Origin of the sequence: Oceanobacillus sp. FSL K6-0118 (assembly GCF_038006665.1) — a bacterium.
Taxonomy (GTDB): domain Bacteria; phylum Bacillota; class Bacilli; order Bacillales; family Amphibacillaceae; genus Oceanobacillus; species Oceanobacillus caeni.
In genome coordinates this window covers 19,981-34,999 of record NZ_JBBOVR010000003.1, presented here as the reverse complement: position 1 = coordinate 34,999, position 15,019 = coordinate 19,981, and the positions used below count along the sequence as shown (strand labels likewise).

General features: G+C 38.1%; 12 protein-coding genes, 2 pseudogenes and 1 riboswitch. Of the genes and pseudogenes, 10 read left to right on the top strand and 4 right to left on the bottom strand.

Translation table 11 applies throughout. The features are described from left to right. The first annotated feature begins 39 nt into the window (after positions 1-39). The gene (locus tag MHI02_RS17945) at positions 40-1,473 is read left to right on the top strand and encodes a bifunctional 2-methylcitrate dehydratase/aconitate hydratase (RefSeq protein WP_341166209.1); all 1,434 of its coding nucleotides are present in this window, start codon (positions 40-42) and stop codon (positions 1,471-1,473) included. Positions 1,474-1,579: 106 nt separating this feature from the next. Next, positions 1,580-2,485, top strand: coding sequence for a methylisocitrate lyase (gene prpB, locus MHI02_RS17940; protein ID WP_216883871.1), 906 nt, complete (start codon positions 1,580-1,582; stop codon positions 2,483-2,485). Here prpB and MHI02_RS17935 read toward each other — a convergent pair. Continuing rightward, positions 2,460-3,185, bottom strand: a complete 726-nt coding sequence (locus MHI02_RS17935) for a hypothetical protein (RefSeq protein WP_341166208.1) — start codon at positions 3,183-3,185, stop codon at positions 2,460-2,462. The two genes, prpB and MHI02_RS17935, sit on opposite strands and share 26 nt — an antisense overlap. Positions 3,186-3,300: 115 nt before the next feature. Between MHI02_RS17935 and MHI02_RS17930 the strand changes: the two genes are divergently transcribed. Next, on the top strand, positions 3,301-4,668 hold the full coding sequence (locus MHI02_RS17930) for an FAD-dependent oxidoreductase (protein ID WP_047185986.1): 1,368 nt from the start codon (positions 3,301-3,303) through the stop codon (positions 4,666-4,668). Between the two features lie 164 nt (positions 4,669-4,832). Further along, entirely contained in the window at positions 4,833-5,636 is an 804-nt protein-coding gene (locus MHI02_RS17925) for an arginase family protein (RefSeq protein ID WP_216883873.1), read from the top strand. A 170-nt stretch (positions 5,637-5,806) separates the two neighbouring features. On the opposite strand, the gene MHI02_RS17920 is transcribed toward MHI02_RS17925, so the two are convergent. Both MHI02_RS17920 and MHI02_RS17915 read right to left on the bottom strand, forming a co-directional pair. Further along, positions 5,807-6,910 carry a 5-methyltetrahydropteroyltriglutamate--homocysteine S-methyltransferase gene (locus MHI02_RS17920; protein ID WP_060667675.1) on the bottom strand — a complete coding sequence of 368 codons (1,104 nt, stop codon included), beginning with the start codon at positions 6,908-6,910 and terminating at the stop codon, positions 5,807-5,809. A gap of 11 nt (positions 6,911-6,921) precedes the next feature. After that, positions 6,922-7,695, bottom strand: coding sequence for a cyclase family protein (locus MHI02_RS17915; RefSeq protein WP_341166207.1), 774 nt, complete (start codon positions 7,693-7,695; stop codon positions 6,922-6,924). A gap of 91 nt (positions 7,696-7,786) precedes the next feature. Beyond that, positions 7,787-7,888, bottom strand: a riboswitch (SAM riboswitch). Positions 7,889-8,055: 167 nt separating this feature from the next. Here MHI02_RS17915 and MHI02_RS17910 point away from each other — a divergent pair. The 6 genes and pseudogenes from MHI02_RS17910 to MHI02_RS18625 all read left to right on the top strand — a co-directional run. Next, the gene (locus MHI02_RS17910; RefSeq protein ID WP_341166206.1) at positions 8,056-8,727 is read left to right on the top strand and encodes a FadR/GntR family transcriptional regulator; all 672 of its coding nucleotides are present in this window, start codon (positions 8,056-8,058) and stop codon (positions 8,725-8,727) included. Between the two features lie 234 nt (positions 8,728-8,961). Further along, a complete protein-coding gene (locus tag MHI02_RS17905) occupies positions 8,962-10,218 on the top strand; it encodes a CynX/NimT family MFS transporter (protein ID WP_047185642.1) in 1,257 nt (418 codons plus the stop codon). A 164-nt stretch (positions 10,219-10,382) separates the two neighbouring features. After that, positions 10,383-11,339 carry a substrate-binding domain-containing protein gene (locus tag MHI02_RS17900; RefSeq protein ID WP_047185643.1) on the top strand — a complete coding sequence of 319 codons (957 nt, stop codon included), beginning with the start codon at positions 10,383-10,385 and terminating at the stop codon, positions 11,337-11,339. Positions 11,340-11,360: 21 nt separating this feature from the next. Beyond that, entirely contained in the window at positions 11,361-12,146 is a 786-nt protein-coding gene (locus MHI02_RS17895; protein WP_341166205.1) for a HAMP domain-containing protein, read from the top strand. Between the two features lie 26 nt (positions 12,147-12,172). Beyond that, positions 12,173-12,721 (top strand): methyl-accepting chemotaxis protein, encoded by a 549-nt coding sequence (locus MHI02_RS17890; protein WP_341166215.1) that lies wholly within the window; start codon positions 12,173-12,175, stop codon positions 12,719-12,721. 535 nt (positions 12,722-13,256) lie between these two features. Continuing rightward, positions 13,257-13,349: pseudogene (locus MHI02_RS18625) on the top strand (IS3 family transposase); the annotation flags it as partial. Positions 13,350-13,488: 139 nt separating this feature from the next. On the opposite strand, the pseudogene xylB reads toward MHI02_RS18625, so the two are convergent. Beyond that, positions 13,489-14,987, bottom strand: a pseudogene (gene xylB / locus MHI02_RS17885) (xylulokinase). Between the last annotated feature and the right edge of the window lie 32 nt (positions 14,988-15,019).

The window sequence follows — 15,019 nt, the reverse complement described above, 5'->3', positions numbered from 1 at the left end:
CTTATCATATAGAAAATTTAATAGGAAAGGAAGAGGATTTTGCTAAAAGTAAACGAACAAACGAAAACCGATCCATTATTAGAGGAAATTACGGACTATGTTCTAAACAAAGATATTACGAGTACAGAAGCTTATACAACGGCTCGTTATGTTTTGTTGGATACATTAGGAGGTGGCATTCTTGCACTCAGTTACCCAGAATGCACGAAGTTACTTGGACCTGTTGTACCTGGGACAATCGTACCACATGGAACTCGTGTGCCCGGAACATCTCATGTTCTTGATCCAGTGCAGGGGGCATTTAATATAGGAACGATGATCCGCTGGCTTGATTATAATGATACGTGGTTAGCGGCAGAATGGGGACACCCATCCGATAACTTGGGTGGCATATTGGCGGTTGCCGATTATATTAGCCAAATTCGTGTTGCTAAAGGGCAACCTCCTCTTCTTGTGGACGATGTATTGGAAATGATGATTAAGGCTCATGAAATCCAAGGTGTGCTTGCGTTGGAAAATAGTTTAAACCGTGTGGGTCTTGACCATGTTTTGTTTGTCAAAGTTGCAACGACTGCTGTAGTTACGAAAATGTTAGGTGGTGGCAGGGAGGAAATTAATAACGCATTGTCCAATGCCTGGATTGATAATTCAAGTTTACGAACGTATCGGCATGCCCCAAATACGGGTTCTCGTAAATCATGGGCTGCAGGGGATGCTACTAGTCGAGCGGTATTTCTATCCTTGTTAGCTATAAAGGGAGAAATGGGCTATCCATCCGCATTAACGGCACCAGATTGGGGATTCCAAGATGTTTTATTTAACAAACAAACCTTAACACTTGCTCGTCCGTTAGATTCCTATGTGATGGAAAATGTATTATTCAAAGTTTCCTATCCTGCTGAATTTCATGCCCAAACTGCGGCGGAAGCGGCTATCGAGTTGCATCCGAAAGTAAAAGATCGTTTAAACGAGATTGATAGAATAGAAATTACAACTCATGAGTCTGCTATTCGTATTATTGACAAAAAAGGCCCTTTAAACAATCCTGCAGACCGCGACCATTGCTTGCAATATATTACGGCAATTGGACTCTTAAAAGGGGATATTACCGCAGAGGATTACGAGGATGAAGCTGCAGCAGATCCAGTCATTGATATGTTACGAGATATAATGATAGTTACGGAAAACAAAGAATATACCAAAGATTACCTTGATCCGAATAAGCGCTCGATCGCTAATGCGGTTCAGGTTCATTTTAAAGATGGGACATCAACAGAAAAAGTGGAATGCGAGTATCCATTAGGTCACCGTTTTAGAAGAGAGGAAGCATTTCCGAAAATTATCGCGAAATTTTCCTCCAATCTATCGACACATTATACAGAAAAACAACGAAAGAAAATAGAAGAAGTGTGTTTGTATGATGATAAAATCCGTTCGATGCATGTGAATGAATTCATGGAACTATTTGTCTAATAGCAGAAAGGATAAACCTTACTCTCTGCAAGTACAATTAAGGCGTTCTCCAGCCTAATGGCGAATGCCTTAGTTTCTAATTAATCCATAAAGGAGGGCTTTATTCATGGCTTGGATAGTCGATCAACAATCATCCCAAGTAGAATTGGCAAATCAATTTAAAGAATTAATCAATGAAGAATCTATTTTGCAAATCCCTGGGGCGCATGATGCTATGGCAGCGCTTGTTGCAAAAAATGCAGGATTTTCGGCACTTTATTTGTCGGGTGGTGCTTATACAGCGAGCAGGGGGCTTCCTGACCTTGGAATTATCACATCAACGGAAATAGCAGAAAGGGCGAGGGACCTTATTCGGGCCACGAATTTACCAGTACTTGTTGATATTGATACAGGATTTGGTGGTGTCTTGAACGCCGCTCGTACGGCAAGAGAAATGGTCGAGGCGAATGTAGCCGCTGTTCAAATAGAAGATCAAAAGCTCCCTAAAAAATGTGGTCACTTGAACGGAAAGCAACTTGTTTCCACAGAAGAAATGGTTCAAAAAATAAGAGCGATGAAAGAAGTTGCTCCATCCTTAGTCGTTATTGCACGGACAGATGCACGGTCAGTTGAAGGTCTAGATGCAGTAATGGAAAGATCACAAGCCTATATACAAGCCGGAGCGGACGGGATTTTCCCAGAGGCGTTACAGTCGGATGAGGAGTTTCGATTGGCCGCTAAGAATATTGATGTCCCACTTTTAGCGAATATGACGGAATTCGGAAAGACACCATATATCACTGCAGAAGAATTTGAAAGTATGGGCTTTAACATGGTGATCTATCCAGTGACGTCTTTGAGAGTGGCCGCAAAAGCTTATGAGCGGATATTTTCCTTAATTAAAGAGCAAGGAACTCAAAAGCAGGGGATTTCGGATATGCAAACAAGAAAAGAACTATATGATACGATATCCCTCTATGACTTTGAGGAACTGGATGAAAGCATTGCTAAGACGCTATTGCCAAAGGATTAACATTCCTTTGGCGAGTTACCTTAACTTGTCCTTCATCGATCCCAGGGCAGAGTGCTGATATCTCGGAGCAGAGTGCTGATATCTCGGAGCAGAGTGCTGATATCTCGGAGCAGAGTGCTGATATCTCGGAGCAGAGTGCTGATATCTCGGAGCAGAGTGCTGATATCTCGGAGCAGAGCGCTGATATCTTGGAGCAGAGCGCTGATATCTTGAAGCAGAGCGCTGATATCTTGGAGCAGAGCGCTGATATCTTGGAGCAGAGTGCTGATATCTCGGAGCAGAGCGCTGATATCTTGGAGCAGAGCGCTGATATCTTGGAGCAGAGCGCTGATATCTTGGAGCAGAGCGCTGATATCTTGGAGCAGAGCGCTGATATCTTGGAGCAGAGCGCTGATATCTTGGAGCAGAGCGCTGATATCTTGGAGTAGAGCGCTGATATCTTGGAGTAGAGCGCTGATATCTTGGAATAGAGCGCTGATATCTTGGAGCAGAGAGTACTGATATCTTGGTGCGAGTACTGATATCTCGATGCAGAGTGTGATCTTCCTGGTTTGAGTACCGATTTTTTAGAATAATAGTTTGTAAATATGTAAGAAATATCCACAATGTATGATAGTTTCGCCCATTGCCCTTCTTCCATTAAAATATGTTCATGATAGGTGGAAGGGACATTGTGTAAAACATTTGTGAATATAATCACATATACTTGTCAATATATGATCGAGGTGTTATAGTCATATTGTTAATTATTTAAGTTAATTGTTCTACTAAATGTGAAATGTTGAACGATTAAATATATTGGAGGCTTATTGATTATGAAAGTAGCAGTTATAGGATGTACACACGCTGGAACAGCAGCGATTAATAATATATTAAATCTTTATCCCGATGCACAAATAGATGTTTTTGAAAAGAATGATAATGTTTCCTTCTTATCTTGTGGTATTGCCCTTTATGTAGGTGGAGTAGTTAACGATCCAAACGGGCTATTTTACGCTTCTGTAGAACAATTTGAAAAACAAGGTGTACGTATGCATATGAATCATGAAGTGACATCTTGTGATATAAATAACAAACAGTTACAAGCAAGAGATATGAAAACAAATGAAACAAAAGATTATAACTATGATAAATTAATTATTACCTCTGGTTCTTGGCCTGTAACACCACCGATTTCAGGTTCTGATTTAGAAAACGTCTTATTATGTAAAAACTTCGCTCACGCCAATGAAATCATCAAACGTTCTGAATCCGTTGAAAATGTTGTCGTTGTTGGAGCGGGATACATTGGTGTTGAACTAGTGGAAGCCTTTGAACAAAATGGCAAAAACGTAACATTAATTGATAGTGAAGAAAGAATTTTAAATCGCTATTTGGATGATACTTTTACAGCACCTGTTGAAACCACATTTACCGAACGAGGCGTTGAATTAGCACTTGGACAAACTGTTTCCAAATTTGAAGGAACAAACACTGTGGAAAAGGTAATCACGGATAAAGGTGAATACAGAGCGGATTTAGTTGTCATGTGTATTGGATTTAGACCTAATACAGAATTATTTAAAGGTCAAATCGATATGCTAGGAAATGGTGCCATTATCGTTGATGAATATATGCAAACAAGTGTAAAAGACGTGTATGCTGCGGGTGATTGCTGTGCCGTATATTATAATGCAACAAAACAGCCAGCTTATATCCCATTAGCTACCAACGCGGTAAGAATGGGTACGCTTGTAGCCCATAATCTTGTCACACCAGTATTAGCACATCCCGGAACACAAGGTACATCAGGTTTGAAAATATATGACCATAACATTGCGTCAACAGGTTTAACCGAAAGTGCTGCAACGTTAGCGGGATTATCTGTCGACAGTGCGTATATAGAAGATCAGTATCGGCCAGAATTTATGCCGGAAAATGCATTGATTCAATTAAAACTAGTCTACGAAATAGAAACACATCGCATTGTTGGTGCTCAAGTAATTTCTGATGCTGACTTTACCCAAGCGATTAACACAATAAGCGTTGGTATTGCAAACAACATGACCATTGAACAACTAGCATTAACTGATTTCTTTTTCCAACCTCATTATAATAAGCCAGTAAACTATTTGAATCAGGTAGCATTAGAAGCCATGGCGAAGGAAAGCAAAAAGGTTAATAAAGAAACTGTACCTGCTTAATCCGCAAATGAGCCGGAGGGGCCTATCCCTCCGGCTCATTTGAGCAATTCTAGCATTTTAAGAAGATAAAAATGTTATAATAAAACAATAGAAGTTTCCTTATTACATATTAGTCTATAAGTGAAAAAGTAAACAAAGTAAATTTAAGAAGGAGGAAAATCAAAATGGATAGTAGTGTGGCCTTATTAAATTTTGATGGGTCCTATAAAAAGCAAACATTTTATCAAACTTATCCTTATGAATGGATAGAACTTGAGTCGATGGAAAATACAAGTTTATTATGCGAAAAAGAAACGCTTAAGGATATTTCTAATAAAATAATCGGTCAAAAACGAAGCACAATCTATTTCTTAGGTAGTGGAAACTATCATTATGTGTCTCATGTATTACAATCCAATATAAAGAAACCGTACAGTTTAATTTTATTTGATCATCACACAGACACGCTTCCTAGCCCAAGCAATGACTTGATTTCTTGCGGATCCTGGGTCCTAGATTCCCTGAATACTCTCCCCATGTTAAAGAAAGTATGTATGATTGGTGTGAGTGAAGATGCTCCCAATCACATCCCCAACTCTATTCATAATAAAGTAAAATTTTTAACAGAAGACTCTCTTCAATCAAATCTTGCTATTATCATAAAATCTATTTTAAATTATATACCGACGGATTCTGTATACATTAGTATCGACAAAGATGTACTACATCCAGAAGATGCTTTAACTGGATGGGATCACGGAACGATGCGACTAAAACAAATGCTGAAAATGCTACAAGTGCTCTTCCGAAACAAAGATGTCATCGGGCTTGATATTTGTGGGGAATACCCGGTAACCCCGACGAGTGAGAATCAAAGAGAAATCCGGACCATCATCGGAAAAAACAATCATACAAATGATATTCTTCTTAGATATGTTAAAAGATGGATGTATCGCAAGTCTAATTTTCAACAAATGTTGCATGCATGAATTTTTAATTGAAATTGGTTTCTGCAGCCGAAGTCCGCGCCAAGCACTACTAAGTAACTTAGCTGGATAACAGAATTTAATAGGGGTAGTCGACGAAATAGCTGACTACCCCTATTGTATAGAAAAGGAGGTATTTTATTTTATCCTAACGTTTCCTGCATGAGGATCACTTACCCCCAAATTTCTTTAGAAATATCCACAATATATTTCAGCTTCGCCCATTGTTCTTCTTCGGTTAAAATATTTCCGTGATGGGTAGAAGCGAATCCGCATTGTGGGCTAATGCATAGATTTTCTAATGGAACATATTGAGAGGCCTCTTTCACTCGTGCAATAATATTTTCCTTATCTTCCAGTTCGCCATGCTTCGATGTGAATACTCCTAAAACCACTCTTGGACCATCATTTGGAATGTATGCTAGTGGTTGGAAGTCCCCTGAACGGTCATCGTCATATTCTAGGAAAAATCCATCTACCTTTTCATTGGCAAATAAGGTTGGAGCGATTTTCGCATAACTACCTTCAAATGCCCATTTTGAACGATAATTTCCACGGCAAAGATGAGTGGTTACCGTTAAATCCTCTGGTTTATCTTCCAATACCCCATTAGCGACACGTAATGCTAGGTCAATTAATTTTTCTCTAGAATATCCGCTATCATTAAATGGAATTTCTGGTGCATTTAATCCAGCAATATATACATCATCTAATTGAAGATAACGACAACCCGCATTATAAAAGGCTCTGATCGCATCACGGTATGTTTGAATAATATCATTCGCATATTCTTCAATATCTGGATAGATTTCTAGGTTACGGATACCAGCGTTGAAAAATTGGTTTGGACTTGGAATGGTTTGTTTGGCAATTGCACGATCCCCAACAATTTCTTTAAAAAGAGAAAAGTCTTTCAAATGTGGGTGTTCCGGGTTAAAGGAAACCTTACCTACGACTCGGACATCATATCTTTCTGTTTCTTCTCCTTTAAAGGCAAACCCGCTTTCAGGAACATAGCCTTCCACCCCATTTAAATGCTCCATAAAATCTGTATGCCAAAATCTACGTCGAATTTCTCCGTCAGTAACTGCCTGTAGGCCAACCTCAATTTGCTTATCAACAGATTGTTTAATTTCTTCTGTTTCTATTTTGTATAACTCGCTAGCTGTAATATTGCCAGCTTGGAAATCCTTTCTTGCTTGATGGATTCTTTCTGGACGTAATAAACTTCCTACATGATCTGCTCTAAATGGTGCTTTTACTAGAGTTTTTGTCATTTTTATCTCTCCTATATTTTCATTATTTTTTCAGGTAAAATAGCAAAAGAACGAACGGGGAACCCAGTTGCTTTCTCGGGTTTTGGACTAATACTGAAGATAACAGCACCTTTTGCAGGTACTTTATCTAAATTCGTTAATAACTCAATTTGATACGTATCTTGTTCAAGGACATAATATTCCCCAATTAGTGACCCGTTTTTTCGAACATCAATTGCTGCGTCTGTATCAAATGTTTCATGTCCAACGGCATTAATACTCCTTTCTTCAAACAAAAATTGGAGTGCAGCAATTCCCCATCCTGGTGTATGACTATTGCCATCTGCATCTTTGTTTTCAAAAGCTTCTTTGTTCGGCCAACCTTTACTCCAATCTGTTCTAAGTGCAACAAAGGTACCTGCTTCTATTTTTCCATGCTCTTTTTCAAACTCTAAAATATCATCGACTGAAAGAACAAAATCATTATTTTCCTCGGCCTCTTTTGATTTATCAATGACAACGAGTGGGAGGACAAGTTCTTTTAATTCAAGGTCTTCCAAGTAACGCCTGTCCCCTGGAACGAAATGAATTGGTGCATCAATATGTGTTCCATATTGTCCAGGAAATTTAAATCGTTGCGCAAAAAATCCATCATCATGTGTAAAAAGTGTTGTAATTTCTGCATCTTCAAATGCTGCAAAATGTGGAGAATCTGGACCGAATGTATGCGTCAAATCCACCCATTGTTTCCTTTTAAGTAATTCAATCGCATTTAAAAGTTCATTTTCTGTTTTTGTTAAAGACATGAAACCACCTCCATTAAATAACTTTTAAAAACAAAAAAATCTCTTCTTAAAGATAAGAAGAGATTTACTACACAGATAATCGAAGTTACTCTTCTTATCTCTAAGCTTATTGCTTCTGGAATTGGCACAGTACTTTTACAAGTCCGCTGCCGAGGCTTCCAAGGGCCAGTCCCTCCACCTCTCTGGATAAGAAATATTAAGAATATTAAATTGATTGAATCAACTATATACGATTTGAAAATGGATGTCAAGGGTTAAATTAGATTCAGTGGGATTTTTCTCGGTTCCATTTACAATACATGTTGGCTATGATAAAATATCCAATATCCCAATCATCCTACAAATTTGGAGTGTGGAAAAATGCTAAAAAAGACAAACAGGGTATCCTTAGTGGATCAAGTGGTTTCCCAAATAGAGTATCTAATTGAAAGCGAGAAGTGGCCCATTGGTGAAAAGTTGCCACCAGAAATGGAACTTATGGAGGAATTTGGTGTTAGTCGTAATACGTTAAGAGAGGCTATTCACGCTTTGGTGCATGCGGGCTTATTGGAAACAAAACAAGGAAGCGGGACGATTGTTCGTTCGTCAAGCGCTTTGGAAGCTGCCTTCAATCGCCATATCGAAAAATCCAATTTAATCGATACGCTAGAAGTACGACTAGCACTAGAGCGGGAGGCAGCTGAGATGGCCGCCAAACATAGAACGGAGGAAGCTTTAGCGGAAATTGAAGTATGTATGGCGCAATGTCAGGCGGCAGCCAAAAAAGACGACATAGAAGAATTCGTTATAGCGGATATTACATTTCATAAAGCTATTGTAAAAGCGAGCAATAATCAATTATTGCAGGATTTATATGAGTATATGACAGACCCTTTATATTCCTCCATTCATGACATCATGATCATGGACATACCATTCGATTATGACAAGGAAATTCACCACGAACTAGTCCGAGCAATTCGGGAACAGGATGTCGAAGGGGCTAGAAAATATGTGAATGAATATATTCATGCGTTTAAAGAACGATTGTAGGGCATTTATCTCACCTAAATGGGCAGTAAGACTCCCACCTCAATCTTCTGGGGAACAAAGGAAGTAAGTGGGAGATCAACTGCCCGTAAAGATCCATAAGTGCGACTAACTGCTATCACGGCCAAAAGAGCAAGCAACTGTAAAAGAAATGTCCGTGATGCCAACAGTCGGGAATGAAGGACCCCCCATTGATGGAAGTCTTCTTTATTTAATAAAAGTAATGGAGGTAAGGCTTTGAATAAAAACATTTCAACATCCTTAGAAAATACACAAGAACGAAATAAAACTTGGCTATTATTCATCGGTATTATTTTAATTGGTGCGAATTTACGGGCTCCTTTAACATCTGTGGGATCATTAATATCCTATATTCGCGATGATTTAGGCATCAGTAATGGGTTAGCCGGAACGATTACAACTTTACCCTTACTGGCATTTGCCCTTCTTTCCCCATTTGCTCCGAAAATAGCAAATCGGATCGGAATGGAATGGACTATTTTTATTTCTTTAATTCTTTTAATTTGTGGGATAATCGTACGGTCTTTATTTGGTTCCGTCGCCCTGTTTGTCGGAACGATGATTATTGGAATAGCAATCGCTTTTGGCAATGTGTTATTACCCGGATTTATCAAAATGAATTTTCCTTTAAAAATCGGGATAATGACGGGGGTATACGCCGTTTTTATGAACCTTTTTGGTGCTTTGGCTTCCGGTTTAAGCGTACCTATTTCATCAGTTGGAAATATCGGATGGAAAGGATCGCTCATCTTTTGGGGAATTATTTCTTTCATTGCATTGCTCGTGTGGATTCCACAACTAGGAAAACAAAAACAGCGTGAATCACTGCAAGCAGCTGAAAGCCCATCGAAAAAAGGTAATTCAATCTGGAAATCACCTTTAGCATGGAACATTACCCTGTTTATGGGATTACAATCATTGATTTTCTATACACTGATTACTTGGTTGCCTGAAATATTGCAGGCTAATGGGTATAGCGCTAGTGCTGCTGGCTGGATGTTGTTTTTGATGCAGTTTGCCATCATTCCAATAACCTTTATCATCCCTGTTATTGCAGAAAAAATGACTAATCAAAAGGTTTTATCGGTCATCACAGCTATTTTATTTGCCGCTGGAATCGCTGGATTATTACTGACAAGTAGTAATTTCTTCTTGGTTATTTCGGTTATTCTAATCGGTATTGCAGGCGGAAGTGCCTTTAGCTTGTCCATGATGTTTTTCAGTCTTCGTACGAGTGATGGGAAACAGGCAGCGGAAATGTCCGGTATGGCCCAATCGTTCGGCTACCTTTTAGCAGCAATCGGACCTACATTGTTCGGTATGCTCCACGATATAACGAACAGTTGGCAAGTTCCACTAATCATGCTCATTGTTGCTTCAATCATTATTTTAATTACTGGAATCCAATCTGGGGAAAATAAAGTGATTGCGGACACACAATCACCGAATACTACCTCGGAGCATGTAGGATAAAAAGTGCCAGAGAGACAGGTTTATTGTCCCTCTGGCTTTTTTGCGGTCACATAGCTATAAGGTTCTGTTCCTCCCAGGATCTTGTAATTTGTTGAAAATTACATTAATATTACTATTGAACTAGTACAAAATATCTAAATTATACATACATAGGAGTGAGAGTGATGGGGTGGAAGAAAATGAGCTTTTCTATTATTTTTCTTTTAACAGTTTTGATATCAGGTTGTAGTGCGGCCGAAGATGTATCGACAGAAAAAGAAGAAAATCAAAATGACAAGATCGTGATAGGGGTTGCTCATGCTAATTATGAGGACACGTTCCTTAATTTATTGTTAGATGGGGTCAAAGAATATGTAGATGAACATTCCAATGAAATGAAAGCGGAATACATAGATGCCGAGAATGATTCCAATAAGCAAATTGAGCAGGCTGAAAAGTTCATTGAGCAAGGAGTAGATGCGATTATGCTTATTCCTGTAGATGTTATTGCGGCGGAATTAATTTTAGAAAAAGCGGAAAGGGCAGATATTCCGATTGTACTCATGAATCGTTCTAGTTTGGAAACGGAAAGTGTATTCATCGGTTCGGATGATGTATCTTTCGGATTCATGCAAATGGAAAGGGTTGCACAGATTTTAAAAGGAAAAGGGAATATTGCTATTATTAATGGTCCAATGGGCCAAGAATCTCAAGTAAACCGGACTAAGGGAAATAAACAGGTCATCGAAAAACATAAAGGGATGAAGGTTGTGTCAGAAGGTACTGCAAACTGGAATCAAGATGAAGCAAAAAGTCTTATGAAAACATGGATTGAATCTGATATTAAAATAGATGCCGTTGTTGCTAATAATGATGAAATGGCGATTGGGGCTATAGAAGCTGCTGAGGAAGCCGGGATTCGTGATGAAATCATTTTTGCGGGAATTGACGGGACTCCAGATGGCCTCCAATATATCGAGTCAAAAAAATTAGCAGTATCTGTTTTGCAAGATGCAAAAGAGCAGGGACAAACGGGGATGAGTACTGCTTTTCGTATGGCTAAAGGAGAAACAGTAGCGAAAGAACCGATTTATATTCCAGCAGAACTAATCGTGAAAGATAATGTAGCCAAGTATAAATAAAGGCTCAGCGGGGGTAGGCATATGAGAAAAAGTGAAAAAGAAAAGAATAAGTTTTTTTCCATCAATAAAAAAATAGTCTTGAGTTTTTTAGTAATAGGGATCGTGTTTTTTAGTGCCTCGGCTATTTACTTTACTCAATTGAAAGCGGTAGAGAAGTCTAATTTAGAAATCATGAATCGGCATGTAACCATTTTGGAACATATTGATGAAATCCAAATTCAAGCAAAGAGTCAAATTGACCTTTTGCGTGCGTTCTTTTTATCTGGGAATGCTGATTTAGTAGCTGAAATGGAAGAAGCCAATCAGAATGTACAGGAGATGATTAATACTTCAAGGGAACTTGTGAATACTCAAGATGAAAAGGATAGTCTACGCAAAATAGAAATCATGAATAAGTTGTTTCTAGATGCTGCGACTGTAGCAATTCCGTATCAAGATAGTAATTCCCAAGTAAAATTAATTTCCTCATTAGCGGACATTCCGAGTACAATGGCTACTAAAATGGTAGATGAGTCGAAAATATTAGCCGAATCTACTAATAAAGAAATTGAAGTAGCCATTCATGATAATAAGGAAAAGGTTCAGCAAACTTTTATTCTATTAATCATTTCGGCCGTTGTTTCATTGGGGTTGTTAGTAGTGATAGGGATGTCGGTATCGCGATTGATTGTGAAGCCAATTGTGCAAGTCTCGAATATGGCCCGTGAAATTGCAAATGGAAATCTTAGGGGTGAAAAAATAGAGATAAAAAATAATGATGAAATCGGTGACCTTTCTAGTTCCTTTAATTTAATGAACAAGTATTAAGTGAAAAATCTAATGAAGTCGGAGAAATAACGACTATTATTGCCAAAATTTCGGAACAAACGAATTTATTAGCCCTAAATGCTGCGATTGAATCGGCTCGAGCCGGGGAACATGGAAAAGGATTTGCAGTTGTAGCGGAAGAGGTACGAAAACTAGCTAATCAATCTGGCGAAGCAACAGCCCATATACGTGAAATTATTGAGGAAATTCAAAATGAAACTAGGAAAGTAGTAGACTCAATGCAGGAAGGAAAAGAGTCTACGGATCAAGGAATTAAACTGGTAAATCAAACAGGTGATACCTTTAAGGAGATTACGAGTATGGTAGAGGACGTGGCGGAACAATCTGTCCATGTATCTAACATTATCGAGGAGGTCAATGAAGGCTCACAGTCTATTGTGGAATTAGTAGAGACGATTTCAACGGTTTCTGATCAAGCCTCTGCAAATAGCCAAAATGTTGCAGCTGCCTCTGAAGAGCAAACAGCTTCCATGGAGGAAATCTCCGCCTCCTCCCAAATGCTGAGACAAATGGCAACTGATTTGCAAGATCTTGTGCAGACGTTTCGGTTTTGAGTGTGGGGGGCAGGTCCATTGTCCTTGCGCTAGTTGTCCTGTATGGGGGTTGTAGTTACTTAGACTAAGTGTGTTATCTACACTCAGTCTCTTGTGATTGATGTAATTCTAAAAAACAGGCGTTCAACTAAAGTAACTAAGACCTAATTTCTTACTAATAACGGCAAGAAATTAGGCTTTTTATATTTGAATTACCTTAGCGTTTTTGCTGGTGGTACGCTACTAGTTTTAAGGGAAATGGGACGATGAATCATCCCCACTGATCAAGGGAAGGAGCCAACTGATTCGGAAGGGCCATTAGATGAACAAAAATTAGAAAGAGAAAACGAACTTCTTCTTTTGGAGTTAGAATAATTAAAAAAGTTGCGAGTTTTTCAGATGGATCCGAAAGCTATCTTGAAAAGCACAGGCAGTGTTATCATTCGAACACAAAGAAGAATTCAATTTAAAAGATGTCTTATGAGTAGTCGATATCCCTGAGTCCTCTTACCATTATCATATAAAAATGATGAAGAAGGAGAACCTAGATTAGGTACTAGAAGAGCTTATCCAATCCATTTTTAATGAAAATAACGGAAATTATGGTTACCGACGTATTCATCTAGAATTGAGAAACCAAGGAATGTTATAGGCATATATATCATCCTTTTTGAATCAAATTATTCTTGGGATAGGTAAGATGTGCAAAAATATTAACATAAAAAAAGCGCATTAAATAAAAAAGATAAATTTAGTAATGCACTCCTTTTTGATGGTATCCCTATATATCAGTATCGGAAATTCTTTAGTCTTTCATCTAGATGCTTGGTGTTCCCGTATATTTCTTGATATAAGGAATATAGTTCCTTATATTTTTTACTATTTTCTTGTTTTGGATAGTAAACAGTATGTGTATTAATTAAGATAGATGCACACTTCTTTAGAGTTTTATACCAACCACAACCAACAGCGGCTAATATTGCAGCCCGCATTCCAGACCCCTGTTCATTTGTTAATTTTGCAATCTGAGCTTCAAAGATATCAGCTTGTATTTGAAGCCATGTATTATTTTTTGTGCCTCCACCAATAGAAACTATGGTATCCATTCTATTTCCATTTCTACGGAAAATCTCAATAGATTCGTTTAATGAAAAAGTAATACCTTCTAAAACTGCGCGGGTGAAGTATTTCATATCATGAGAAGTGTCAATACCAATAAAACTACCGCGTATATTTGAATCGACGTGTGGTGTTCTTTCACCAACAATGTAGGAAGTAAAAAGTAACCCATTTGATTCTGCTGGTATATATTCTATTTCAGAAAGCAGTTGTTGATAACTAACATTTGGGGCAAAGGTGTTTTTAAACCAAGCCATGCTATGTCCGGCTGAAAGTGTTACCCCCATCGTGTAATATGCGTCAGGAACAGCGTGATTAAAGTAATGAACTTTACCATTAAAATCTTTGTTATTACTTTCTTCATATGAAAGAATCACCCCCGATGTTCCAATACTTGCTAAAACCTTTCCGTTTTCTAAAACATTTGATCCAATTGCCCCGCATGCGTTATCCGTCGCTCCAGCAAATACACTGGTAGTTGTGCTAAGTTTTGTTATTTCAGCCACATGGTGTGTGACGGTACCTACTTTTTCATGTGAATTAATTAAAGATGGACAAATAAGAGGGTCAATATTTAGGAGTTCGCAAATTTCTCTACTCCATTGTTTTGTGGTTTGATTCAATAATAATGTTCCTGCCGCATCTGAATAATCAGTATGGATTTCTCCTGTTATCTTGTAGCGTACATAGTCTTTTGGTAGTAAGAACTTCTTTACCTTTTTAAATATTTTAGGTTCATTATTTTTCACCCAAAGAATCTTGGGTAGTGTAAATCCTTCTAAAGCTAGATTTTTTGTTATATCTAGTAACTTTTTTTTACCAACTCGTTTATATATTTCCTCACATTCTTTTGTAGTACGTACATCATTCCAAAGAATAGCATTTCTTAATACGCTATTATTTTCATCTAATAGAACAAGTCCGTGCATTTGACCAGAAAAACTTATGCCTTCTATGTCATTCGGATTCCCATCAAATCTCTGTAAAAGTATAGTTAATCCTTAATAGTCTCTTTTACCCAATCATCTGGATTTTGTTCAATAAAACCATTCCCATTCTGAATTATTGGATATTCTCTTGATATCTCACGTATGACATTTCCTTCTTGATTAACTAATATGATTTTTACCGCACTGGTGCCTATATCTATACCAATTACATATTTCACGGAAATAGTCTCCTTTAGAACTCTTTAAGTAA

Excerpts from the sequence above, each read along its gene's own strand:
- prpB (WP_216883871.1), top strand. The coding sequence starts at position 1,580 with ATGGCTTGGATAGTCGATCAACAATCATCCCAAGTAGAATTGGCAAAT.
- MHI02_RS17930 (WP_047185986.1), top strand. The coding sequence starts at position 3,301 with ATGAAAGTAGCAGTTATAGGATGTACACACGCTGGAACAGCAGCGATT.
- MHI02_RS17925 (WP_216883873.1), top strand. The coding sequence starts at position 4,833 with ATGGATAGTAGTGTGGCCTTATTAAATTTTGATGGGTCCTATAAAAAG.
- MHI02_RS17920 (WP_060667675.1), bottom strand. The coding sequence starts at position 6,910 with ATGACAAAAACTCTAGTAAAAGCACCATTTAGAGCAGATCATGTAGGA.
- MHI02_RS17915 (WP_341166207.1), bottom strand. The coding sequence starts at position 7,695 with ATGTCTTTAACAAAAACAGAAAATGAACTTTTAAATGCGATTGAATTA.
- MHI02_RS17910 (WP_341166206.1), top strand. The coding sequence starts at position 8,056 with ATGCTAAAAAAGACAAACAGGGTATCCTTAGTGGATCAAGTGGTTTCC.
- MHI02_RS17900 (WP_047185643.1), top strand. The coding sequence starts at position 10,383 with ATGGGGTGGAAGAAAATGAGCTTTTCTATTATTTTTCTTTTAACAGTT.
- MHI02_RS17895 (WP_341166205.1), top strand. The coding sequence starts at position 11,361 with ATGAGAAAAAGTGAAAAAGAAAAGAATAAGTTTTTTTCCATCAATAAA.